The organism is Caulobacter sp. FG7 (genome assembly GCF_057808875.1).
In genome coordinates this window covers 26,480-47,596 of the sequence record NZ_JBMDIW010000010.1, presented here as the reverse complement: position 1 = coordinate 47,596, position 21,117 = coordinate 26,480, and the positions used below count along the sequence as shown (strand labels likewise).

Here is a 21,117-nt window from a genome sequence, read left to right as displayed (position 1 = left end):
GAAAGCCGCGAAGCCTTGCGGGAAAAGGCTTCGCGGAAACAGCAAAGCGGCGCGGAGAAGGTCCGGCCGCGAGGGCCCGATCAGCCGATCTGTTCGATGATGTGTTCGCGCAGTTCGGCGCGGGTGAGTCCCGGCCACGCCCACTCGGTGCGGGCAGGCGGCGTCACGGCGCGCGAATGCGGTTGAGTGCGGGGCTTGCGCTGAGCGGCGGCCGCACGGGCAGTATTGGTGTTCATATAATTCCAGACAGGGCTCGGCGCGTCGCCGAACCAAAAGTTCAACAGAGAGAGGGTGGAAAGCCCGAAGGCGGCGTTCGAAACGCCGCGCGAAATGGGCGATGGAGCGCATCGCACAGCCTGCATGAGAGGCAGGGGGCGATCAGCTCTGACGCTCATATGGTGAGCCGATCGCAATGTTCAACCCCGCCGCATTCAACGGCGAGCAGATTTTTTCACCAAGACGAAACAGGGAGCGACAGTCGCCCCCTACCCCGCCGCGGGTCCGGTGCTCTCGCGGACCACCAGTTCGAAATCCAGCAGGCGCGAGGGCGCGACGCCGTCCTCGCCCTTCAGCGCGCCGCTCAGCAGCAGGTCGGCGGCGGCGGCGGCCATGGCCTGGATCGGCTGGCGCACGGTGGTCAGCTGCGGCCAGACGACCTTGGCGCCGGGCGTGTCGTCGAAGCCGGCCACCGACAGGGTGTCGGGCACGTTCAGCCGCAGGCGGTTGGCCACGGCCATGACGCCCAGGGCCATGTCGTCGTTGGAGGCGAAGATCGCCGTCGGCCGGTCCTCGCCCGCCAGCAGGGTCTCGGCCGCCTCGAAGCCCGAGCGGAACGAGAACCAGCCCTGGGCGACGCGGTCCTCGCGCACCGACAGGCCGTGCTCGGCCATGGCCTTGGCGTAGCCGTCGTAGCGCAGGTGGGCCGCGCCGTGGTCGGGGTGGCCCTTGATGAAGGCGATGTCCTTGTGGCCCAGCTTTATCAGGTGGGCGGTCATGTCATAGGCGGCGGCCACGTCGTCCATCCGCACATAGGCCGAGCGGTCGAGGTCCCTGTCGGGCGACAGGCGGACATACGGAACCCCTTCGGCGTCCAGCACGTCCAGCACGCGCACGTCGTCGCAGACCGGCGGGGTCAGGATCACCCCGTCCATGCGCAGGGTGGCCAGCATCGGCGCCACCTGCTCCTCGACGTCGCCCTCGGAATCGAGCGGCTCGACGATCAGGTGATAGCCTTCTGTCCTGCACCGTCCGATGGCCCCCAGCTGCACGTCGGTGACGTAGGCGGGGCTGGGGTTGTCGAAGAACACCCCGATCAGATAGGCTTTCGAGCCCGCCAGGCTGCGGGCCGAGATGTTGGGCCGGTAGTTCAGCGCCGCCACGGCCTCCTGCACCCGGTCGCGGGTGTCGGCCTTGACGTTGGGCTCGCGGTTCAGCACCCGCGACACGGTCTTGATCGAAACGCCCGACATGCGGGCGACGTCGTGGATCGTAACCTTGGCGTTCAAGAAATGGCCTCGCGCGGCGTTGATTCAGCCTTCAAGCGAGACAACAAGCCATGACAACCTTGTCAAGGCGACCCCTTTTTGAACGAAGGGGCTGAAAGCGGGGGTCGTAGCGGCGACTTCCGTGGCGGAAACCTCGTCCTTCGACGGGCTCAGGATGAGGTTTCTATACGTCCAGAACGCCGGCCATGGTCCTCATCCTGAGCTTGTCGAAGCATGCCCTCGAGCGGGCCGCGCCAGCGGCGCGACCCGATGGGGACGAGGACCACGCACTGGCGCCAGGAAAGCCAGCCCTACGAGATCGAAGCCTGGCCGTCCGGCGTCATCGCGACGGCCGCCCCGATCAGGGCGGTATGCGGGTGCAGGATCACGTGGGTCGGGATGTCGCGCACATAGTCGCTCAGTCGGCCCTTGGCCTCGAAACGCTCGCGGAAGGCGCTGGCTTCCAGAAGGTCGATGATCCGGGGCGCGATGCCGCCCGCGATGAACACGCCGCCGCGCGCGCCCAGCGCCAGGGCCAGGTCGCCGGCGACCGAGCCAAGGATGGCGCAGAAGCGCTCGACCGTGGTCTTGCAGCACTCGCGGCCCGCCACGGCGCCTTCGGTGATGGCCTTGGCGGCCAGTTCCTCGACCGGGCGGCCCTCGATCTTGGCCAGCAGGACGTGCAGGTCCTCCATGCCCGGGCCCGCCAGGATGCGCTCGACCGACACGCGGCCGTACTTGGCCTGCAGGCCGCGCAGGATCTCGATCTCCAGCTCGTCGACCGGGGCGAACGAGATGTGGCCGCCCTCGGTGGTCAGCGGGGTGTCGCAGCCATGGCGGCGCACCATGCCGGCGGCGCCGAAGCCGGTGCCCGGGCCGATGATGGCGAGATCGCCCTCGCCCGAGGTCGGCAGCGGGCCGATCTGGCGCAGGTCTTTAGGCGAAAGGCGCGGCGCGGCCAGGGCCTGGGCCGTGAAGTCGTTGATCAGCCGGGCGTTGCGGAAGCCGCCCGCCCGGCGCAGGCTGTCTTCCGACAGGCGCCAGTCGATGTTGGTGAAGTGAACGGCGCCATGCTCGATCGGACCCGCCACCGCGACCACGGCCTGGTCGGGGTGCTTGACCCCGACCTTGGCCAGATAGTCCTCGATGGCGTCCTCGGCCGTGTCGTAGTCCTCGCCCTTGTAGGCGGTGGGCTCGATCAGCCGGGGATCCGGACCGTCGAAGTCGACCAGGGCGAAGCGGGCGTTGGTCCCGCCGATATCGCCTACCAGACCCAGCCCGTGTGCGTTGGCGCCGTTCATGGGTTTCCCGTTCCCTTTAAGCAAACAGCACGGACGCGCCGGCGTCGGCGGCGCCGACCCCGTGTCGCATCCAGCTGAACAGTTCGCGCCCGAAGCCCGGCTTGGACGCCGGGACTGGTGCAGGCGTGCGGGCGAGGAGTTCGGCCTCGTCCACATGGATGAAGAGTTCGCCGGTGTCGGCGTTCATGGTGATGACGTCGCCGTCCTGGACGTAGGCCAGAGGCCCGCCCTTGGCGGCTTCCGGCGTCACGTGGATGGCGGCCGGGGTCTTGCCCGAGGCGCCCGACATGCGGCCGTCGGTGACCAGGGCCACCTTGTGGCCTCGGTCCAGCAGCACCGAGATCGACGGCGACAGGTTGTGCAGCTCGGGCATGCCGTTGGCCGAAGGGCCCTGGAAGCGCACCACCACCACCACGTCGCGATCGAGCTCGCCGCGCTTGAAGGCGGCGATGAAGTCTTCCTGCTCCTGGAACACGGCGGCGGGCGCGGTGATCACATGGTGCTCGGGCTTCACGGCCGAGATCTTGATCACGCCGCGGCCGAGGTTCCCGGCCAGCAGCTTGAGGCCGCCTTCCTTGCTGAAGGGGTTTTCGACCGGACGCAGGATGGCCTCGTCGAGCGAGGTCTCAGGGCCTTCGCGCCACTTCAGCTCGTCGCCGTCCAGGTAGGGCTCCTGGTGGTAGTTCGACAGGCCGGGCCCCGCGATGGTCAGCACGTCCTCGTGGGCCATGCCGGCCTTGAGCAGCTCGCGCACCACGAAGGCCATGCCGCCGGCGGCCTGGAAATGGTTCACGTCGGCCGAGCCGTTCGGATAGACCTTGGCCAGCAGCGGCACGGCCTTGGAGATGTCGTCCAGGTCTTCCAGGGTCAGGATGATCCCGGCCGCGCGGGCCATCGCCACGATGTGCAGGGCCAGGTTGGTCGAGCCGCCGGTGGCCATCAGGCCGACGACGCCGTTGACCACGGCCTTCTCGTCGATAACGCGGCCGACCGGGATCCACTCGTTGCCCTTGTGGGTGACGGCGGCGACGCGACGGGCGGCTTCCTTGACCAGGGCGCTGCGCAGCGGCGTGTTGGGATGCACGAAGGCCGAGCCCGGCAGGTGCAGGCCCATCAGCTCCATCAGCATCTGGTTGGTGTTGGCCGTGCCGTAGAAGGTGCAGGTGCCCGGGCCGTGATAGCTGGCGCTCTCTGCGGCCAGCAGTTCGTCGCGGCCGACCTTGCCCTCGGCGTAGAGGGCGCGGATGCGGGCCTTCTCCGAATTGGGCAGGCCCGAGGTCATCGGGCCGGCCGGCACGAACACCGCCGGCAGGTGGCTGAAGGCCAGGGCGCCGATCACCAGGCCCGGCACGATCTTGTCGCAGACGCCCAGGTACATGGCCGCGTCGAACGCGTCGTGGGTCAGGGCCACGGCCGTGGCCATGGCGATGACGTCGCGCGAGAACAGCGACAGCTCCATGCCCGGACGGCCTTGGGTGACGCCGTCGCACATGGCCGGCACGCCGCCGGCGAACTGGGCCGTGGCGCCGGCCTCGCGGGCGGCTTCCTTGATCAGCGCCGGATACTCTTCCAGCGGCTGGTGGGCCGACAGCATGTCGTTATAGGCCGAGACGATGCCGAGGTTGGGCGCGTTCGGGTCCAGCGCCCGCACCTTGTCGGCGGCCGGCGAGGCGGCGAAGGCGTGGGCCCAGTTGGCGCAGGACAGCTTGGCGCGGCCCGGCTGGGCCAGGGACGCAGCTTCCATCTGGGCCAGATAGGCCTCGCGGGTCGGACGGCTGCGCTCGATGATCCGCTGGGTGATCTGCGCGATGACGGGATTGAGGGCCATCAGAACTTACTCCGCCCAGAGGATGCGGACCGGGGCGCGGTCCTGCTTCAGGATCCTGGCGATCGGCAGGTCGGGATCGACCTCCCCGGCCAGGAGCTCACGCTTGGCCTCGCCCGTGACCAGCAACACGATCAGCGACGCCTGAATCAACGCCTGGAAGGTCAGGCTGATCCGGGGCAGGTCGGGGGCCGGCTCGCCTTTCGGCACGGCCACGACCAGGCGGTCGGTTTCGGGATCCAGGCCCGCGGCCAGGGCCGGGTTGCCTGGGAAAAGCGAGGCGAAATGGCCGTCGGCGCCGACGCCCAGCAGCACCACGCCGAACGGCAGGGCCTGGGCGACGCCTTCTTCGGCTTTCGCGGCCGAGGCTTCGTGGTCGACGCCGTCGAAGTAGAGCGGCGCGAAGGCGGCCTTGGCCGCATCGCCGGTCAGCAGGTGGCGACGCACCAGGGCCTCGTTGCTGCCCGGATGGTCGAGCGGCACGAAGCGGTCGTCGCTGAGGGTGACGGTGACCTTGTCCCAGGGAACGGTCAGGGTCGCCAGGCGGTCATAGACCGGCGCGGGCGTCGTGCCGCCGGTGGCGGCGAACCCGGCCTTGCCGTGGGTGGCCACGGCCGTGGTCAGGGCGCCGGCGATGGTCGAGGCGGCCGCGTCGTACAGCGCCTCGCGCGTCGGGAAGACTTCGATCTTGGGCATGTTGCGGATACCCTTCTTACGACTTCCAGCCGCGGCCTTGCGGCGCGATCAGCGAGGCGGCGCTGGGCGGCCCCCAGGTGCCGGCGGCGTAGGTCGCCGGCTCGATGCCCGCATCGGCCCAGGCCTTGGCCACGCCGTCGACGAACCGCCATGCGGCCTCGACCTCGTCGCGACGGACAAACAGGGTGCGGTCGCCGCGGAACGCGTCCAGCAGCAGCTTCTCGTAGGCGATCCGGCGACGGGCGCCCGGCGCGGCCATGTTCAGCGACAGCGGCAGCGACTGCAGGCGCATGCCCTCTTCCGACAGGCCCGGACGCTTGGTCATCACCGACAGCGAGATGTCTTCTTCCGGCTGCAGGTCGATGACCAGGCGGTTGGCCTGCATCTCGCCTTGCGTCACCTGGCCGAAGATGTTGTGCGGCACGGGCTTGAACTGCACGACGATCTGGGTGCGGCGGTCGGGCAGGTTCTTGCCGGTGCGCAGGAAGAACGGGACGCCGGCCCAGCGCCAGTTGTCGATGGCCACCTTCATGGCCACGAAGGTCTCGGTCTTGGACGGCTGGCCGACCTCTTCCAGATAGCCGGCGCGCGCGGTGCCCTCGACCACGCCCGCCACGTACTGGCCGCGGACGGTGTCGTGCGCCACGTTGTCCTTGGTGAAGGGCCGCAGGGAGCGCAGCACCTTGACCTTCTCGTCGCGCACGGCGTCTGGATCGAAGCCCGACGGAGCCTCCATGGCCACCAGGCAGAGCAGCTGCAGCAGGTGGTTCTGCAGCATGTCGCGCAGGGCGCCGTACTCGTCGTAATAGGGCCAGCGGTCGCCGACCTTCTCGGTCTCGGCGATGGTGATCTGGACGTGGTCGATCGACTTGTTGTCCCACAGCGGCTCGAACAGCACGTTGGCGAACCGCAGGGCGGTGAGGTTCTGGACCGTCTCCTTGCCCAGGTAGTGGTCGATACGGAAGATCTGGCTCTCGTCGACAACGGCGCCGACGGCGGCGTTGGTGGCCTTGGAGCTTTCGAGGTCGCGGCCGATCGGCTTTTCCAGCACCAGGCGCGTCGACTGACCGGTCAGGCCGGCGGCCTGCAGGGCCTGGCAGGCGGACGGATAGAGGCTGGGCGAAACCGCGAAGAACACCGTCAGCTGGTCGTGGGCGCCGATCTTGCCCGCCAGGGCCTTGGCCCCCTCCTCCTTGGTGATGTCGATCGAGAGGTAGTCGAGGCGGGCGGCCAGGCGCTCCCAGGCGGCTTCTTCGACATTGGCCCGCTTGCCCAGGTGCTCGCGCACCAGCTTGCGGTAGCCCGCGCCGTCCAGGTCGCCGCGCGCGACGCCGAAGATGCGCAGGTCGCGCGGCAGCAGCCGGTCGACTTCCAGGAAATACAGCGACGGCAGAAGCATCCGCAGAGCCAAGTCGCCGGCGCCTCCGAGGAGCACCAGGACGTCACGGCCCGTCTCACCGTTCTCGGCTTTTTTCTTGGTCAATTTCGTCCACCCTATGACAACGTTGTCATGACATGCCCGTGCGCGCTTGGCAAGCATGGGGGTCGGTCCGGCCCGAGGCCGACCCCAAAAACCGCGCTATGGCGGCCCCTACCTAGGCCCTTTGTCGGCCGGTCGCCATAAGACCAATCGCATTTCAAGAACGCGTCACACGGCTTGTCCGCACCGCCTTTTTCGAGGCATCACCTGCCCATGAGCACGACCCTGCGCCGCGCCGTCCTCGAGGACGCCGAAACCTTGTCGGCCCTCGGGGGGCGCACCTTCACCGAGACCTTCGCGCACCTCTATCCGCCCAACGACCTGGCGACCTTCCTGGCCTATGCCTACGGGCTGGAGCGCACCCGCCGCGACCTGGCCGATCCCGAAAAGGCCAGCTGGATCCTGGAACTGGACGGCCAGGCGATCGGCTACGCCCTGGCCGGTCCCTGCGACCTGCCCCACCCGGATGTCGAGCCGGGTCACGGCGAGCTCAAGCGAATCTACGTGCTGAAGGACCACCAGGGCGGCGGCCGCGGCTCGCTGCTGCTGAACGCCGTGCTCGACTGGCTGGAAAAGGACGGCCCGCGCCCGTTGTGGATCGGCGTCTGGTCGGAGAACCACGGCGCCCAGCGGCTCTACGGCCGCATGGGTTTCGAGAAGGCCGGCGAGTATTTCTTCCCGGTGGGCGAGATCCAGGACCTGGAGTTCATCCTGCGACGGGGGTGATGGCTCTTCTCGCCCCTGAAGCAGGAGACCTCCAAGCCGCGCCAGCCTGAGTCAATCACAGCTCAGGCGAAGTCCGCTCGACTTCGAAAAGACGCCCATCGCTGTCTTCGAAAAGCACGACGTCCAGAAGCTCATCCCCTTGACCGCCAACCTGGCCCAAAGGGGTTTGACCGGGTGAGGATGGAACATGGCCTGGCAGGCGAAATCGCAGCATCGAGCGATCCGCGAGCAGCACCTCGATCTCGGCGGCAGCCAAGTCGGCCAACATCTGATCCCGCTTTAGAGGCGCAAGCCTGGCGATGATCAGATTGATCGCTTTCAGCTCATGGTCGGTCAGCTCGGGCATGAGCGACCATACCTCCATGAGCCGAGCTTCCCAGGGGTTATCCCCTCAATGCCCCGGACGCGGCTCGAACGAGCGCTTCTCGTCCTTCAGGTCGACGCAGTCCTTGTCGGGCTTCTGGCCGTGCTGGGCCTTGGGTTCCGACTTAGGGACCGCATAGTTGGTCATCGGATTCTGGTGCTGGAACGGCTTGGTCATCATGGCGGCGCCTCCCGTCTGAACATCACTCTACGCGCCTTGCCGGCGCTTTTCATTGACCGAACTCAAGCCGCCTCGCACAGCGCGTCCAGCTGCTGCACGTCGACGACCACGCTGAGCTCGGAAAGGCCCGGATCGCCGATCACCGTGCCCGAGACCGGCAGGGCCTCTGCGGGCGTGCGGGTGGCGGCCACCCGGATCAGGTCCTCGGACTCGGCCAGGCCGTTGGTCGGGTCGAACTCGGTCCAGCCCAGGTCGGGCAGGAACACCTCGCACCAGGCGTGGGTCGCGCCCGCGCCCCGGATCCCGCCGTGCGAGGGGCTATAGATGTAGCCCGTGGCGAACATCGCCGCGTAGCCCAGTCGCCGCAGCGCCTCGACCATCAGCCAGGCGAAGTCGCGACAGGCGCCCGCCCTGCGCGCCACGGTCAGGGCCGGGCTCTGGGCGCCCTCGGCCGACCGCGCCTGGTACTCGAACTGGTCGTGGATCGTGGCGTTCAGGCGCAGCAGGAAATCCAGCGCCGGCTCGTCGGGCCGCTCCATCTGCTCGCGCAGCCAGCGCAGCATCACCCGGTCGGCGTCTTCGGTGGCCGGGCGGATGAACGGGTCCAGCACCGCCCGGTCCTCGCGCCCGTAGACGATCGGCGAGACCGTGTGCGGGTCGCTGACCGCCTGGTCGCTCAGGGGCGCCGGAAAGCGGTCGATGACCAGGCTGCTGGTGATGGTCAGGAAATCGGCCTGTCCCTCCGGCTGGAAGGTGCAGACGCAGTTGCCGCTGGCGTCGTAGCTCCAGCGCGTCTGGCCGGGGAGCGAAGTGACGAGCGAGGCCTCGACGATACGGATGGCGTGGCTGTCGCGCGGCCGGATCAACAGCCGGTGCGGCCCGAACGCCACCGGGCGTTCGTAAGCGTAGCGGGTCTCATGAGTGATGCCGAGCCGAGCCATGGGGCCACTCTAACCCCCGGATCCTGCGATCGTTCCTCACATGCCAGTGATTCGTGCAGGTGATCGGAAGTTGAGGTTCCCCACCCTGGTCCCTCTCTCTTTGAGAGAGGGATTTGGGCTCAAGCCGCGAAGCCGGCCTCCGCGAAGGCCAGCATCCGCTCCAGCAGCGAGACCACGTCGGCCTCGCTGGTCTGGCCTTCCGACAGCACGTTCAGGCGGTCGAACTCGGCGAAGCGGTTGTTGTGCAACATGCCCAGGGTGAAGTGCAGCCGCCAGTAGACGTCCTCCGGCGACAGGTCCGGGCGGGCCTTCAGCAGGGCGTCGGAGAAGCGGCGCAGGTGCGAGACGTCGGTCTTGAGCACACTGCGGATCTCGTCGGTGCCCTCGCTGCGGGCGCGGATCAGGAACTGCAGCGAGATGCGGCGCTCGTGGTCGGGGGCCAGCCAGCGCAGCGGCGGGGTCAGCAGCGCGGCCAGGATCTCGCGCACCGGGGGCGCGCCCGCGTTGCGGTCGTTGGCCTCGTGCAGCATCCGGGCCCGCTCGCGGTTGAGCTCGGCCGTGCGCCGCTTGAAAATCTCGAACAGCAGGGCGTCCTTGGAGCCGAAGTGATAGTTCACCGACGCTAGGTTCACGCCCGCCGCGGCGGTGATGTCGCGCACCGACACGTTCTGGAAGCCGAGCAGGGCGAACAGCCGCTCGGCCGCCGTGAACACCAGGTTCTTGGTGACGGCTTCGGTTTCCTGCGCCTCGGCGTCCTGGCCGGCGGCGATCTCGGTGGTCGAACTCAAGACTTCAATCCCCTTTACCCCTAGGGAACCCTTACAAGCGTTCGAATTTGGCGCAAGCGTCAAGATGCGCCGAGGTCTGAGGAATTTCGTTCAAGACGCACGGCGGCCACGCTCCCAAGCCTGCGTCATCGACGACATTTGACCGACGACGCGGCGCATCCCACAGTGACGTCGTCAGCACCAAGAGGCGCGATGCCCCGGCACGGCGAGACGATCGGCCAGACCCCGGATTGGCTGCCGCACGAGCGGCCGATGATGCCCGGCTCGCCCTCGACGCCGGACTTCCCCCTGCCCTTCCGCATCGTCCACGGCCTGATCAGCCTGCTGATCGGGGTCACCGGCTCGCTGGGCACGGCGCTGATCTCGGTCAACCTGCCCGCCATCCAGGGCTCGCTGGGCCTCACCCCAACGCAGGGGGCCTGGCTGACCACGATCTACATCATGACCAACATCTCGATGAACCTGCTGTTGGTGAAATACCGCCAGCAGTTCGGCATCCGTCGGTTCACCCTGGTGTTCCTCAGCCTCTACACGGTGGCGGCCTTCGCCCACCTGTTCCTCGACAACTATCCGATGGCGCTGGCCTTGCGGGCGATCAGCGGCGTCGGCGCGGCCGCCCTCAGCGCCCTGGCCATGTTCTACATGCTGCAGGCCTTCCCGGCCTCGTTCCGGATGGGGGCGCTGGTGCTGGGGGTCGGCGTCTCGCAGCTGGGCGCGCCGCTGGCCCGGGTGATCTCCACCGGCCTGCTGGACGCCGCCTACTGGCACGGCCTCTACGCCCTGGAAGCCTGCCTGGCCGCAGCCTGCCTGGCCGCCGTGCTGCTGTTTCGCCTGCCGCACGGGGTGCGCATCCACGTCTTCGAGAAGACCGACATCCTGACCTTCGCCCTGCTGGGCGGCGGCCTTGGCCTGGTCGTCGCGGTGCTGGGCCTGGGCCGCATCGTCTGGTGGTTCGAGGCGCCGTGGCTCGGCTGGTGCCTGGCCGCCGCCGTGGTGATGATCGCCGTCGCCTCGCTGGTCGAGCACGGCCGCGTCCATCCACTGATCGACACCCGCTGGGTGGCCACCGGCGCCTTCCTGCGCTTTTGCCTGAACATCGCCCTGGTGCGGCTGATCCTGTCCGAGCAGAGCGTCGGCGCCGCCGGCCTGATGAACGCCCTGGGCCTGGCCGCCGAACAGCAGCGGCTGCTCTACGGCGTCGTGCTGCTGGCCACCATCGCCGGCGTCGTGGTCAGCGCCACGACCCTCAACCAGAAGACCCTGGCCCCGCAGTTCCTGGGCTCGATCCTGCTGATCGCGCTCGGCGCCTTCCTCGACGCCCGCGCCACGGTGCTGACCGCGCCGGTCAACCTCTATCTCAGCCAGGCCCTGCTGGCCTTCGCCGCCGCCATGTTCCTCGGGCCGGCCTTCATGTTCGGCATCGGCCAGCTGCTGACCCGGGGCCTGGGCTCGATCATCACCTTCTCGGTGATGTTCGGCGTCGCCCAGAACCTGGGCGGCCTGTTCGGCGCCTCGCTGCTGGGTACGCTGCAGACCGTGCGGGCCCAGCACCACGCGGTCTATCTGGCCGAGCACCTGACGGGATCGGATCCCGCCGTCGCCGCTGCCTTGCAGGCCTATGGCGGCGCCTATGCCGCCACCCAGGGCGATCCAGTCTTCCGCGCCGCCGACGGCGTCGCCCTGCTGACCCAGCAACTGGTCCAGCAAGCCAACATCCTGGCCTTCAACGACGTCTTCCGGGTGATCGGGATCATCGCCGTCGCCCAGTTCTTCTACGCCGCCCTGCTGTTCGTGCTGCTGGCGGTGCGCATGAAGCGCCAGGGCGCCGCCGCTCCGACACCGCCCCAGACACCATCCAAGCCCGCCTCGGAACCCGCATGACCGACGCCGCCGCCCCGCCGCCGCCCGCCACCCCCTCGCCTCAGCCGGAGGACCGCGCCGCCGCGGCCGCCCCGCCTCCGGCCCGGCCCAAGCCGCCGGGCGTGCGGGCCATCGTGCTGACGGCGGCCGTCACACTGGCCCTGGTGCTGCTGATCCTGTTCCTGTGGAAGCTGCCGCCCTTCGCCGGCTCGGTGCAGCGCACCGACAACGCCTATGTGCGCGGCCAGGTCACCGTCATCGCGCCCCAGCTCAGCGGCTATGTCACCAAGGTCCTGATGCAGGACTTCCAGACCGTGCGCGCCGGCCAGCCGCTGGTCGAGATCGACCGCCGCATCTACGGCCAGCGCCTCGACCAGGCCCGCGCCACCCTGGCCGCCCGCGAGGCGGATCTGGCCAACTCGACCCAGGCCCAGGCCTCGCGCGAGGCCGCCCTCGCCGCCCGCCACGCCGACATCGGCTCGGCCCAGGCCCAGCTGGAGCGCGCCCGCGCCGACATGGCCCGCGTCGCCGACCTCGCCACCGACGGCTCGGTCTCCTTGCGCGAACGCGACCAGGCCCGCGCCGCCCTGCGCGCCGCCGAGGCCCAGGTCGTGGCCGCCCAGGCCGGCCGCGACATCGCCCGCCAGGACGTCCGCTCGGTGGGCGTGTCGCGCCAGGGGCTGGAGGCCGCCGTCGTCGCCGCCCGCGCCGCCCTGCGCTTGGCCGAGATCGACATGGACAACACGCTCGTCCTGGCCCCCACGGACGGGCAGCTGGGCCAGATCGGCGTGCGCCAGGGCCAGTTCGTCACCGCCGGAACCCAGCTCGTCTCGTTGGTGCCGCCCCAGCGCTGGATCATCGCCAACTTCAAGGAACGCCAGGCCGGCCGCATGCGTCCAGGCCAGCCCGCCAGTGTCACGGTCGACGCCCTGGGCGACCGGCGCTTCCACGGCCGCATCGAGCAGATTTCGCCGGCCACCGGCTCGGAGTTCAGCATCCTCCCGGCCCAGAACGCCACCGGCAACTTCACCAAGATCGCCCAGCGCCTGCCCGTGCGCATCGTGCTCGACCCCGGCCAAGCCGATCTGGCCCGCCTGCGCCCCGGCATGTCGGTCGAGGCCCAGGTCGACCTGGCCAAGGCGCCGCGCGAGAAGGATCGCCGCTGATGCGCCCGGCCTTCCCCCTGCTGGCCACGGCGCTGCTGCTGGCCGCCTGCGCCACGCCCGGCCCCAGGACCGCCCCGCCCAGCCAGGCCGACGTGACGCCGCCCGCCGGCTGGCGCGCCGAATCTCCGGCCGGCCAGGACGCCGTCGCCGCCGACTGGTGGAAGACCTTCGGCGATCCCCGCCTTTCCGACCTCGTGGCCGCCGCCCTCGCGCGCAATGCCGACCTCGGCATCGCCGAGGCACGGGTGCGCGAGGCAGAGGGCCTGGCCGCCCAATCGCGCGCCGCCCTGCTTCCGACGCTGAACGCTGCGGGCGGGGTGCAGAAGCAGCGCGAGCTGTCGGCCTTCGGCACGCCGGCCGAACCGCTGGCCGCCCAGGGCCAGCTTCAGGCCGCCTACGAGATCGACCTGTGGGGCCGCCTGCGGGCCGGCGACGCCGCCGCCCGCGCCAGCCTGCAGTCCAGCCGCTACGGACGCGACGCCGCCCGCCTGTCGATCGCCGCCGCCGTAGCTCGCGCCTACGTCTCCCTGACCTCGCTGGACGCTCAGCTGGCCACGGCCCGCGCCACCCTGGTCTCGCGCCAGGAGGCCGCCGCCCGGGCCCGCCGCCGCGCCCAGCAGGGCGTGACCTCCAATCTCGAACTGCGCCAGGCCGAGGGCGAACTCGAGGCCGCCGCCCAGCGCGTGCCGGCCCTTGAGCTGGCCGTCCGTCGCCAGGAGGCGGGTCTGGCCCTGCTGGCCGGCGAGGACGGCGCGGGACCGATCGCCCGGGGCGGCCTCGACGTCCTGGCCGTGCCGCAGCCGGCTGCGCCCCTGCCGTCGGCCCTGCTGGAACGCCGCCCCGACATCGCCCAGGCCGAGGCGACGCTCGCCGGCGCCGACGCCAGCCTGGCGGCCGCGCGCGCGGCCTTCCTGCCCCAGGTGAGATTATCGGCCGCCGCCGGCGGGCTGAAGGTGCTGCACGTCGATCCGCTGACCACCTGGAGCCTGGGCGGCAGCGTGCTGGCCCCGATCTTCGACGGCGGCCGCCTGCGCGGCGCGTCCGACACCGCCGCCGCCCGTCGCGACCAGGCCGCCTTCGCCTATCGCAAGGCGGCCCTGACGGCGTTCAACGAGGTGGAGAGCGCGCTCGAAGGCCAAGGCCGCCTGGCCGAGCAGGAAAACCACGCCCGCCTGCAACGCGACGCCGCCGCGCGCACGCTGGAGCACGCCCGCAAGCGCTATCAGGCCGGCTACGTCGCCTATCTTGAGGAACTGGACGCCCAGCGCGGCCTGCTGGCCACGGAGCTTGCCCTGTCGCAGGTGCGCGAGGCCCGCCTGCTCAACGCCGTGGCGCTCTACCAGGCCCTGGGCGGCGGCTGGACGGGACCGTAGAAGGCCAGCGCTCCCCGTTTTCAGGGGCGCCAGCAGATCCGACCGCGAGGCCGGAATGATGGATCTTTGGGAAGGAAGGCGTCGGCCTGCGATGGCGCCGCCGCCTCTAGCGCGTCTCTAGTCCTGGCCCAGGAACAGCACCGACTCGGGGGCGATGCGGTCGCCGCCGGGCTCGACGCCCAGCACGTCGGCGGCGATCACGCGCACGATGGCGTTCAGCACATCCAGCTTCTCGCCGCCTTGCGCCGCGGCGTAGGCCGGCAGCAGGTCGGCGAATCCCAGCAGCCCGGCCACGTCCAGCGCGGCGGCCGCCAATTGATCTTCAGTAGGAACGATTCCCATAGCGCCGTCCGCCATTGCTTCCTCCCCGATCTCGCTCCGCGACGCGCGCGGGCCCGCTCAAGCGGCGGTGTCGTGAACGCCACCGTACGCACGTTGCACGCGACTTGGCTATGGTCCGTGCAAGTGCGCGACGATCCGTCCCACGAACCTCGCCCGCGCCGGGAAAATCCCATGGAGCGCCAGGCCTCGCCATGCGGCGGTCCGTCGCCGCGACGCAATGGCGCGGACCCCGGGACGCGACGGCCTGGGCGACGAAAAAGAAAAAGCCCGGCGTCGCCGCCGGGCCTGTTCATCGTCTCGTGGTACCACCTCTCGGGCTCGAACCGAGGACCTCTAGATCCACAATCTAGCGCTCTAACCAACTGAGCTAAGGCGGCTCCGCGAGAGGCGTGTTCTTAGTCGGACCCGCCCCCGGGATCAAGCGGCGAAAAGGCGTCCAGCGGGGAAATTTTCACGCCTCGAACAGGCCTTGATGCCGCCGCGCCTTCGCCCGGCGTTGCAGGCAAAGAAAAACGCCCCGGAACCGGAGTTCCGAGGCGTCTTCTTGGGATCGTCCCAGGTCGGTCGCTATTGCGGGACCTGGAAGGTGATCGGCACCGTGATCTCGCCGCCGTCCACCGGAGCCCCGTCGAGGGTCTTCGGCTTCATGCGGAAGAGGCGCGACAGCTTCAGGGCCGCGTCGCCGAAACCGTAGTCGGCCGGAGATTCCGACACGACCGAGCAGCCTTCGAGCGAACCCTTGGCGTTCACCGTGCAACGGATCGTCGCACGACCACCGACTTCCATCCGCTGCGCACGGTCCGGATAGTACCGGGCCATGTCGTCCGGGCTCGGGCGACGAGCCCAGTCAGGACGCGTCACGACCGAAGCGCGGGCCGGCGGAGCCGTCACCGGCGCCGGCGGAGCCGACGAGATGATCGGCGGCGCCGTCTGCTCGACCCGCTCCTTGACGGGCGGGATCGGAAGCGGCGGCGGCGGCGTCACGTCCGGCGGCGGCGCGATCGGCGGCCTCGGCTGCACCACCGCGGGAGGCGGGGGCGGAGCGTTGGTCGGCGGCGGCGGCGGCGGCGGAGGAGGCGGCGGCGGAGGCGGCGGAGGCGGAGGCAGCTCCACGTCCACGGCTTCGTCGCTATACTCCTTCAGCACTGCTTCGAACTTCTGCTTCGCCAGGTAGGCGAAGAGAGCCGCGTGCAGGCCGATCACGATGATCGTCGCGACGCCGAAGGTGCCGATGCCCTTCTTCCGGCGCGGGCCTTCCGAAGTCAGCGGATCGTAGTGGCGATGCTCGGGCGTTTGTTGTTCAGCCATGCATCACCCCTCAGCTGTTCTCATCACGGCCCACGAGAGCCACGCTGTAGAACCCATTGTCCTGGAGGGTGTTCATCACCTCCATGAACGAGCCGTAGCGCGTCTTTTCGTCAGCACGGATGAAGATGCGCTCCTTCGAAGGGTCGCGTCTGCCGATGTTCTTCGTCAGGTCCTCACCCATCGTGTCAATCGAAGTGCGATCGTCGCCGATGTACAGCTGACCGTTTGACTTGATGGAGATGTAGACCGGTTTCGGCGGGTTAGGCGATGCTTTCGCTACCGCCGGCGGCAGGTTCACTTCGATCGACACGGAGGCCAGCGGGGCCGCCACCATGAAGATGATCAGGAGGACCAGCATGACGTCCACGAAGGGCGTGACGTTGATCTCGCTGTTCTGTTCGACGTTGAACCTGTCGCCGCCGCCGCCCGAAAGTTTGGCGGCCATCGGTCTTACGCCCCCTTGTCGAGCTGACGCGAGATAGCGTTCATCAGTTCAGCAACGAAGCCTTCCGAGCGGGTGCCGAAAGCCGAGATGCGGGTTTGGAAGTAGTTGTAGAAGATAACGGCCGGGATAGCGGCGAACAGACCGATACCGGTGGCGAGCAGGGCTTCAGCGATACCCGGGGCCACGACGGCGAGGTTGGTCGTGTTGGTGTTCGCGATGCTGATGAACGAGGTCATGATGCCGTAGACGGTGCCGAACAGACCGATGAACGGACCACCCGAACCGACCGAGGCGAGGAACACCATGCCGCCCGACAGACGCTTGGCGAGCGAGGCTTGCACGGCGTTGATGGCGTAGGTGGCGCGGGCCAGGGTCGAGTCGCGGTGCTCGCCGCCGACTTGCAGGCCGGCTTGACGCGACAGTTCGACTTCTTGGGCGGCCGCGGCGGCCATGTCGGCCAGCGGGTTGCCTTCGAATTCTTCCGACGAGCCGATGCGGGCGATGTCCGAGATCGAACGGGCGCCGCGGAAGGCTTCCAGGAACTGGTCGGTCTGCTTGTTCAGGCTGGCGAACTCGAGGAGCTTCGTGATGAGCAGAACCCACGAGAAGATCGAGGCCAGGATCAGGCCGATCATCACGACCTTAACGACGATGCCGGCGGCCAGGAACATGCCGACCGGGGTCAGCGAGTGCGACTTCATCTTTTCGGTGGCGGCTTCACCGGCGTCCTCGGCGGGAGCGGCGTCAGCGGCCGGGGCCGGGGTTTCAGCAGCCGGGGTGGCGGCCGGAGCGGCGGCTTCGGTGGTGGCCGGCGCGGGAGCGGCGGCGTCCTGAGCGAAGGCCGGGGCGCTCGCCATCAGCGCCATGGCGCCGACGAGAGCGATGAGGGGGGTCTTCCGTTTAATGTCGAGCATCTGTCGCCAGTTCCTGATTGGTCTAGCACGTTTGGACCGAGGGTCGTCGCGCGAGAGCGTCTCCACCCTAACTTGAAAAGCCCGCTTTCCCATCCGATCTCTCGGAAGGTGGGCGAACCCGCTTCGCTGCGCTCGACCCGTTACGCCCGCCGCGGAAGGCTCATGCCCGCCGTGAAGGATCGTTTCGAAGCGCGAGTGACCGGAGCTCCTCTCGAAGCCCAGGCCTTACCGCAATGTTAGAATTGCGGCATGGGTCCTTTGGCAACCCCTTTTCGCACCGTCAAGGGGGCCGCTTGGGCATAAATTTACGACAGTCACCCCCGACAAACGCCCTTTGCTGCACTGCACAAATGGGAAATCAGGAATTCGAGGCGGTTTTTCCCTATCAAAGGGAATATTGGCGCCGCAGCGCAGCATGCCGACAAAACAGCGATCTTCCGCCGAGTGCGCGCGAGGTGGTCAGATGTCCCTGAAACGAGGCGCCTCAGAATCTCTGCGCCCGCACGCAATTGTCCTCATCGGACAAGAATCCGTCGCCCCGCCGACTTACCGGTAAGCTCGCCGGCAAGCTCGACTGAAGGCCCTCCCCGTCGAGATGGCGACACGAGAAGGCGACCGCTCGTCGCGGCGTGGACCTGAAACAGCATGAAAGGAAGGTGGTGCCTGGGGCCGGAATCGAACCAGCGACACGCGGATTTTCAATCCGCTGCTCTACCAACTGAGCTACCCAGGCCCTTGGGCCTTCGAAGCGGTGAAGGCCGCTTCTGGCCTCGCCCGGCGGCGAGGAGGGGGTCTATAAGAGAGCCTGCAGGGCTTGTCCAGCGCCCTTTTCGACTAATTGTCGAAGTCTGTGGATGGAGGGTTTTCCTCGTCGTCCTGGCCGCCCGGCACGACGTAGCGATCCGACAGCCAGCGCTGCAGGTCGACGTCCGCGCAGCGCTTGGAGCAGAACGGCCGCGTGGCCTCCTGGGCCGGCTTGCCGCAGATTGGGCAGGGGCTGCTCATGCCGCGGACACCTCGATACGGTCGTTGCTCCAGCCGGGCTCGGCCGAAACGGTGAAACGGCGGCCCAGGCGCTCGGCCAGGCCGGCGTCGAGCTCGGCGAAGGCCTCCAGCACGGCCGGGGCGCAGCGGGCGGCCAGGCGACCGCCGGGATCGGCCCGCCCTTCCCGCTCCAAGGCCCGGGCCAGGCGACGGGCGGCGTAGGCCGCGGTCCAGCCGCCCTTGGCGTCGACCAGACGCTCCATGACCGGCCGGGCGCGGCGCGGCAGGGCCATCTCCAGCGCCCCGAACTTGCTGATCGCCCCGATGGCCACGCCCGGATTGTCGGGCGCGAAGGCGTTGCGGGCCGCCACGGTCAGGGCCTGGCCGTCGTGACCGCGTCCCACCAGGTCGAACACCACGAGGCCGCCCAGACCCTTCAGGCGCAGCACCCGGGCCGAGACGGCGATCGCGGCCATGTTGGCCTGGCGGGCGGCGCGCTTGGCGTCGCCGTCCCGGCCGCCCAGATCGACATCGACCGAGGTCAGGGCGCGGGTCGTCTCGATGGCGACGTCGCCGCCTCCAGGAAGGGAGAAGACGGTTTCGAGAATATCGGCCTCGGCGGCTTCCACCGCCTCCAGGGCGCGCTCGCCCGTGGTCGGCGAGCCGGCCTTCACATGGTGACGTAGGTGCTCCTCGAGCGTCGGGGCGGCGGCCAGCACGCGCGGCTCGGCGCCCTCCCCCACGGGCCCTTCCCCGATGAAGCGGGCCACGGCGGCCTTGTCGGCGCGCGAGGCGGTGCGGATCTCGATCTCGACCAGGCCGCCCTGCACCAGCTTGGGCATGTCGGGCTTGATCGGCAGCAGCACGTCGCCGCCGCCCGGCAGGGCCACGAAGGCCGCCCCGAAGGCGCGCTCGATGGACTTCACCCGGGCCACGCCGCGCACGCCCTCGGCGTCCAGGACGTCGTCGCCCGGCCACTGCACGATCAGGCGCTCGGGCCGGCCGTCCAGGGTGACGACGCCGACGGTCTCGCCGACGCCCTTGTAGAGATAGGCGCGACGCTCGCTCATGCGGCGGCCTCGCGACGGGTCCAGCCCTTGCCGTCCAGCATGCACAGGGTCTCGTAAAGCGGCAGGCCGACCACGCTGGGATAGGAGCCCTGCAGGTCGACGATGAAGCCGCCGGCCACGCCCTGCACGCCATAGCCGCCGGCCTTGCCGCGCCACTCGCCGCCGGCGACGTAGGATTCGAATTCGGCGTCCGACAGGCGCTTGAACACCACCCGGGTCTCGATGACGCGCGAGCTGATCGACCCGTCCGGCCCGACCAGCGCCACGCCCGTCAGCACCTTGTGGGCGCGGCCGGTCAAGAGCTTCAGGCAATGGCGGACGTCGGCTTCCGTCTCGGCCTTGGGCAGGATGCGGCGACCGACGGCCACCACGGTGTCGGCGGCGAGCACGAAATCGCCCGGCGAGCGCGCGGCCACGGCGCGCGCCTTCTCCTGCGCCAGGCGCAGGGCATGGCGGCGCGGGGCCTCGTCGCGCAGCGGCGACTCGTCGATGTCGGCGGGATCGACCCGGTCGGGCGTTACGCCGACCTGGGCCAACAGGTCCAAGCGCCGGGGGCTCGCACTGGCCAGGACCAGCGAAGGCTGGGCGACCGTCATGTGCGCACCCGGCTTACTTGAAGCGGTAGGTGATACGGCCCTTGGTCAGGTCGTAGGGCGTCATTTCCACGAGCACCTTGTCGCCGGCCAGCACGCGGATGCGGTTCTTGCGCATCTTGCCGGCGGTGTGGGCGATGATCTCGTGATCGTTCTCGAGCTTCACGCGGAAGGTGGCGTTGGGCAGCAGTTCGCTGACCGTGCCGGGAAACTCGAGCAGTTCTTCCTTAGCCATCAGGCCTCTCAACAGGGGTTCAATAGCAACGCGGCCCGCGCGACCCGGAAACGAGTCGTGACGCGAGCCGCGGCTGCGAGGCGGGGCTTATAGCGCATTCACCCCCCAAACGTCGATGGTGTCCCGAAACGCGAGCGGATCGCGGCCGAAAGCGCGTCGCGAACCTCGCGATAGGCCGCCAGCATCGCGTCGCGCGAGCCGTCGTTCACCAGGGTCGGATCGTGGGTCGGCCAGTATTCGATCTCGACGGCGCGGTCGCGCGACAGCTCCACCGCCCGGTGCTGGGCCTCGGGCGTCAGCGAGACGACGACGTCGAAGCTGTCGTCCTCCAGCTCGTCGAAGGTCTTGGGCCGGTGGGTCGCGACGTCGACGCCCATCTCGTCCATCACCGCCACCACGAAGGGATCGATCCCCTCCCCGGCCGGATCGGGCTTCAGGCCGCACGAGTCGACATAGGCCCGGGTGCCATAGAAGCGCTTGAACAGCGCTTCGGCCATCGGCGAGCGCACGCGGTTGTAGTTGCAGGTGAACAGCACCGCATCGGGCAGATCGACCACGATCAGCCCCGCCAGTGCAACGCGCAGATCAGGGTGAACAGACGCCGGGCCGTGTCGAGATCGGTCTTCACCTTGCCGTCCAGCCGCTCGCGCAGCAGGGCCGAGCCCTCGTTGTGCAGGCCGCGACGGCCCATGTCCAAGGCCTCGATCTGCTGCGGCGTCGAGTTGCGGATCGCCTGGTAGTAGCTGTCGCAGATCATGAAGTAGTCGCGGATCACCCCGCGGAACGGCGACAGCGACAACAAGTGCCGCTTCTCGTAGCCGCCGCCGGCGATATCGAGCGCCAGGCGGTTCTCGATCAGCGACAGCTTCAGGTCATAGGGACCGCCCTGCGCCTCGGCCGGCTCGAAATAGTTCTCGTCGAGCAGGTCGAAGATCGCGACCTGGCGCTCCTGCTCCTGGTCGCGCGAGGCCGCGGCCAGCGAATCCTCGTCGATGGCGATCGTCTTCAGGAAGTGCTTGGGCGTGTCTGACATCGGATGGCG

Annotated in this window: 24 protein-coding genes and 2 tRNA genes; 4 read left to right on the top strand and 22 right to left on the bottom strand. The window is 69.1% G+C overall.

All coding sequences use genetic code 11. From position 1 onward, the window contains the following. Positions 1-80 precede the first annotated feature (80 nt). From ACODR1_RS10215 to zwf, 6 genes are all read right to left on the bottom strand, one after another. Positions 81-236 (bottom strand): hypothetical protein, encoded by a 156-nt coding sequence (locus tag ACODR1_RS10215; RefSeq protein WP_165799379.1) that lies wholly within the window; start codon positions 234-236, stop codon positions 81-83. Positions 237-485: 249 nt separating this feature from the next. Further along, complete coding sequence (locus tag ACODR1_RS10210; RefSeq protein ID WP_488880345.1) at positions 486-1,505, bottom strand: LacI family DNA-binding transcriptional regulator; 1,020 nt, start codon at positions 1,503-1,505, stop codon at positions 486-488. Positions 1,506-1,795: 290 nt separating this feature from the next. Continuing rightward, complete coding sequence (gene glk / locus ACODR1_RS10205; RefSeq protein WP_101719496.1) at positions 1,796-2,785, bottom strand: glucokinase; 990 nt, start codon at positions 2,783-2,785, stop codon at positions 1,796-1,798. A gap of 16 nt (positions 2,786-2,801) precedes the next feature. After that, positions 2,802-4,613: a phosphogluconate dehydratase gene (edd, locus tag ACODR1_RS10200; protein WP_116489932.1), complete on the bottom strand. Its 1,812-nt coding sequence runs from the start codon at positions 4,611-4,613 to the stop codon at positions 2,802-2,804. Between the two features lie 6 nt (positions 4,614-4,619). Then, entirely contained in the window at positions 4,620-5,306 is a 687-nt protein-coding gene (pgl, locus tag ACODR1_RS10195) for a 6-phosphogluconolactonase (RefSeq protein WP_488880344.1), read from the bottom strand. Positions 5,307-5,322: 16 nt separating this feature from the next. After that, a complete protein-coding gene (zwf, locus tag ACODR1_RS10190; RefSeq protein ID WP_488880343.1) occupies positions 5,323-6,789 on the bottom strand; it encodes a glucose-6-phosphate dehydrogenase in 1,467 nt (488 codons plus the stop codon). Positions 6,790-6,999: 210 nt separating this feature from the next. Between zwf and ACODR1_RS10185 the strand changes: the two genes are divergently transcribed. After that, a complete protein-coding gene (locus ACODR1_RS10185; protein ID WP_488880342.1) occupies positions 7,000-7,512 on the top strand; it encodes a GNAT family N-acetyltransferase in 513 nt (170 codons plus the stop codon). A 55-nt stretch (positions 7,513-7,567) separates the two neighbouring features. Here the strand turns inward: ACODR1_RS10185 and ACODR1_RS10180 are convergent, their stop codons facing one another. The 4 genes from ACODR1_RS10180 to ACODR1_RS10165 all read right to left on the bottom strand — a co-directional run bounded on the left by ACODR1_RS10180 (position 7,568) and on the right by ACODR1_RS10165 (position 9,785). Beyond that, entirely contained in the window at positions 7,568-7,858 is a 291-nt protein-coding gene (locus ACODR1_RS10180) for a hypothetical protein (protein ID WP_488880341.1), read from the bottom strand. A 45-nt stretch (positions 7,859-7,903) separates the two neighbouring features. Continuing rightward, positions 7,904-8,056: a hypothetical protein gene (locus ACODR1_RS10175; RefSeq protein WP_488880340.1), complete on the bottom strand. Its 153-nt coding sequence runs from the start codon at positions 8,054-8,056 to the stop codon at positions 7,904-7,906. A gap of 62 nt (positions 8,057-8,118) precedes the next feature. Continuing rightward, a complete protein-coding gene (locus tag ACODR1_RS10170) occupies positions 8,119-8,997 on the bottom strand; it encodes a transglutaminase family protein (protein ID WP_488880339.1) in 879 nt (292 codons plus the stop codon). A gap of 119 nt (positions 8,998-9,116) precedes the next feature. Next, entirely contained in the window at positions 9,117-9,785 is a 669-nt protein-coding gene (locus ACODR1_RS10165; RefSeq protein ID WP_488880338.1) for a TetR/AcrR family transcriptional regulator, read from the bottom strand. A 192-nt stretch (positions 9,786-9,977) separates the two neighbouring features. Between ACODR1_RS10165 and ACODR1_RS10160 the strand changes: the two genes are divergently transcribed. Genes ACODR1_RS10160 through ACODR1_RS10150 form a run of 3 tightly spaced genes read left to right on the top strand, consistent with a single transcriptional unit; the run spans position 9,978 to position 14,184 of the window. After that, positions 9,978-11,666, top strand: coding sequence for an MFS transporter (locus ACODR1_RS10160; RefSeq protein ID WP_488880337.1), 1,689 nt, complete (start codon positions 9,978-9,980; stop codon positions 11,664-11,666). Continuing rightward, on the top strand, positions 11,663-12,811 hold the full coding sequence (locus ACODR1_RS10155; RefSeq protein ID WP_488880336.1) for an HlyD family secretion protein: 1,149 nt from the start codon (positions 11,663-11,665) through the stop codon (positions 12,809-12,811). Before ACODR1_RS10160 ends, ACODR1_RS10155 begins: the two co-directional genes overlap by 4 nt. Further along, positions 12,811-14,184 (top strand): efflux transporter outer membrane subunit, encoded by a 1,374-nt coding sequence (locus ACODR1_RS10150; RefSeq protein ID WP_488880335.1) that lies wholly within the window; start codon positions 12,811-12,813, stop codon positions 14,182-14,184. The genes ACODR1_RS10155 and ACODR1_RS10150 overlap by 1 nt, the downstream gene beginning before the upstream one ends. 117 nt (positions 14,185-14,301) lie before the next feature. Here the strand turns inward: ACODR1_RS10150 and ACODR1_RS10145 are convergent, their stop codons facing one another. From ACODR1_RS10145 to ACODR1_RS10090, 12 genes are all read right to left on the bottom strand, one after another. After that, positions 14,302-14,499: a hypothetical protein gene (locus tag ACODR1_RS10145; RefSeq protein WP_101719486.1), complete on the bottom strand. Its 198-nt coding sequence runs from the start codon at positions 14,497-14,499 to the stop codon at positions 14,302-14,304. 327 nt (positions 14,500-14,826) lie between these two features. Continuing rightward, positions 14,827-14,903, bottom strand: a tRNA-His gene (locus tag ACODR1_RS10140). 190 nt (positions 14,904-15,093) lie between these two features. Next, complete coding sequence (locus tag ACODR1_RS10135) at positions 15,094-15,834, bottom strand: energy transducer TonB (protein WP_488880334.1); 741 nt, start codon at positions 15,832-15,834, stop codon at positions 15,094-15,096. 10 nt (positions 15,835-15,844) lie between these two features. Continuing rightward, entirely contained in the window at positions 15,845-16,279 is a 435-nt protein-coding gene (locus tag ACODR1_RS10130) for a biopolymer transporter ExbD (protein ID WP_058347885.1), read from the bottom strand. A 5-nt stretch (positions 16,280-16,284) separates the two neighbouring features. Then, the gene (locus ACODR1_RS10125) at positions 16,285-17,193 is read right to left on the bottom strand and encodes a MotA/TolQ/ExbB proton channel family protein (protein WP_058347886.1); all 909 of its coding nucleotides are present in this window, start codon (positions 17,191-17,193) and stop codon (positions 16,285-16,287) included. Between the two features lie 657 nt (positions 17,194-17,850). Further along, a tRNA-Phe gene (locus tag ACODR1_RS10120) sits at positions 17,851-17,926 on the bottom strand. A 101-nt stretch (positions 17,927-18,027) separates the two neighbouring features. Next, positions 18,028-18,198 (bottom strand): DNA gyrase inhibitor YacG, encoded by a 171-nt coding sequence (gene yacG / locus ACODR1_RS10115; protein ID WP_488880333.1) that lies wholly within the window; start codon positions 18,196-18,198, stop codon positions 18,028-18,030. Beyond that, the gene (locus tag ACODR1_RS10110) at positions 18,195-19,247 is read right to left on the bottom strand and encodes a ribonuclease E/G (protein WP_488880332.1); all 1,053 of its coding nucleotides are present in this window, start codon (positions 19,245-19,247) and stop codon (positions 18,195-18,197) included. Before ACODR1_RS10110 ends, yacG begins: the two co-directional genes overlap by 4 nt. Beyond that, on the bottom strand, positions 19,244-19,843 hold the full coding sequence (locus tag ACODR1_RS10105; protein ID WP_488880331.1) for a Maf family nucleotide pyrophosphatase: 600 nt from the start codon (positions 19,841-19,843) through the stop codon (positions 19,244-19,246). Before ACODR1_RS10105 ends, ACODR1_RS10110 begins: the two co-directional genes overlap by 4 nt. A gap of 13 nt (positions 19,844-19,856) precedes the next feature. Further along, positions 19,857-20,075: a translation initiation factor IF-1 gene (infA, locus tag ACODR1_RS10100; protein WP_004617696.1), complete on the bottom strand. Its 219-nt coding sequence runs from the start codon at positions 20,073-20,075 to the stop codon at positions 19,857-19,859. A 98-nt stretch (positions 20,076-20,173) separates the two neighbouring features. Then, positions 20,174-20,635 carry an arsenate-mycothiol transferase ArsC gene (locus ACODR1_RS10095; protein WP_488880432.1) on the bottom strand — a complete coding sequence of 154 codons (462 nt, stop codon included), beginning with the start codon at positions 20,633-20,635 and terminating at the stop codon, positions 20,174-20,176. Next, positions 20,635-21,108 (bottom strand): UPF0262 family protein, encoded by a 474-nt coding sequence (locus ACODR1_RS10090; RefSeq protein ID WP_101719480.1) that lies wholly within the window; start codon positions 21,106-21,108, stop codon positions 20,635-20,637. The genes ACODR1_RS10095 and ACODR1_RS10090 overlap by 1 nt, the downstream gene beginning before the upstream one ends. Between the last annotated feature and the right edge of the window lie 9 nt (positions 21,109-21,117).

Coding starts and splice junctions, on each gene's coding strand:
- ACODR1_RS10090 (WP_101719480.1), bottom strand. CDS start 21,108: ATGTCAGACACGCCCAAGCACTTCCTGAAGACGATCGCCATCGACGAG.
- ACODR1_RS10155 (WP_488880336.1), top strand. CDS start 11,663: ATGACCGACGCCGCCGCCCCGCCGCCGCCCGCCACCCCCTCGCCTCAG.
- infA (WP_004617696.1), bottom strand. CDS start 20,075: ATGGCTAAGGAAGAACTGCTCGAGTTTCCCGGCACGGTCAGCGAACTG.
- ACODR1_RS10185 (WP_488880342.1), top strand. CDS start 7,000: ATGAGCACGACCCTGCGCCGCGCCGTCCTCGAGGACGCCGAAACCTTG.
- ACODR1_RS10175 (WP_488880340.1), bottom strand. CDS start 8,056: ATGATGACCAAGCCGTTCCAGCACCAGAATCCGATGACCAACTATGCG.
- ACODR1_RS10180 (WP_488880341.1), bottom strand. CDS start 7,858: ATGCCCGAGCTGACCGACCATGAGCTGAAAGCGATCAATCTGATCATC.
- ACODR1_RS10130 (WP_058347885.1), bottom strand. CDS start 16,279: ATGGCCGCCAAACTTTCGGGCGGCGGCGGCGACAGGTTCAACGTCGAA.
- pgl (WP_488880344.1), bottom strand. CDS start 5,306: ATGCCCAAGATCGAAGTCTTCCCGACGCGCGAGGCGCTGTACGACGCG.
- edd (WP_116489932.1), bottom strand. CDS start 4,613: ATGGCCCTCAATCCCGTCATCGCGCAGATCACCCAGCGGATCATCGAG.
- ACODR1_RS10170 (WP_488880339.1), bottom strand. CDS start 8,997: ATGGCTCGGCTCGGCATCACTCATGAGACCCGCTACGCTTACGAACGC.
- ACODR1_RS10150 (WP_488880335.1), top strand. CDS start 12,811: ATGCGCCCGGCCTTCCCCCTGCTGGCCACGGCGCTGCTGCTGGCCGCC.
- ACODR1_RS10125 (WP_058347886.1), bottom strand. CDS start 17,193: ATGCTCGACATTAAACGGAAGACCCCCCTCATCGCTCTCGTCGGCGCC.
- ACODR1_RS10110 (WP_488880332.1), bottom strand. CDS start 19,247: ATGAGCGAGCGTCGCGCCTATCTCTACAAGGGCGTCGGCGAGACCGTC.
- glk (WP_101719496.1), bottom strand. CDS start 2,785: ATGAACGGCGCCAACGCACACGGGCTGGGTCTGGTAGGCGATATCGGC.
- ACODR1_RS10160 (WP_488880337.1), top strand. CDS start 9,978: ATGCCCCGGCACGGCGAGACGATCGGCCAGACCCCGGATTGGCTGCCG.
- ACODR1_RS10215 (WP_165799379.1), bottom strand. CDS start 236: ATGAACACCAATACTGCCCGTGCGGCCGCCGCTCAGCGCAAGCCCCGC.
- ACODR1_RS10105 (WP_488880331.1), bottom strand. CDS start 19,843: ATGACGGTCGCCCAGCCTTCGCTGGTCCTGGCCAGTGCGAGCCCCCGG.
- yacG (WP_488880333.1), bottom strand. CDS start 18,198: ATGAGCAGCCCCTGCCCAATCTGCGGCAAGCCGGCCCAGGAGGCCACG.
- ACODR1_RS10135 (WP_488880334.1), bottom strand. CDS start 15,834: ATGGCTGAACAACAAACGCCCGAGCATCGCCACTACGATCCGCTGACT.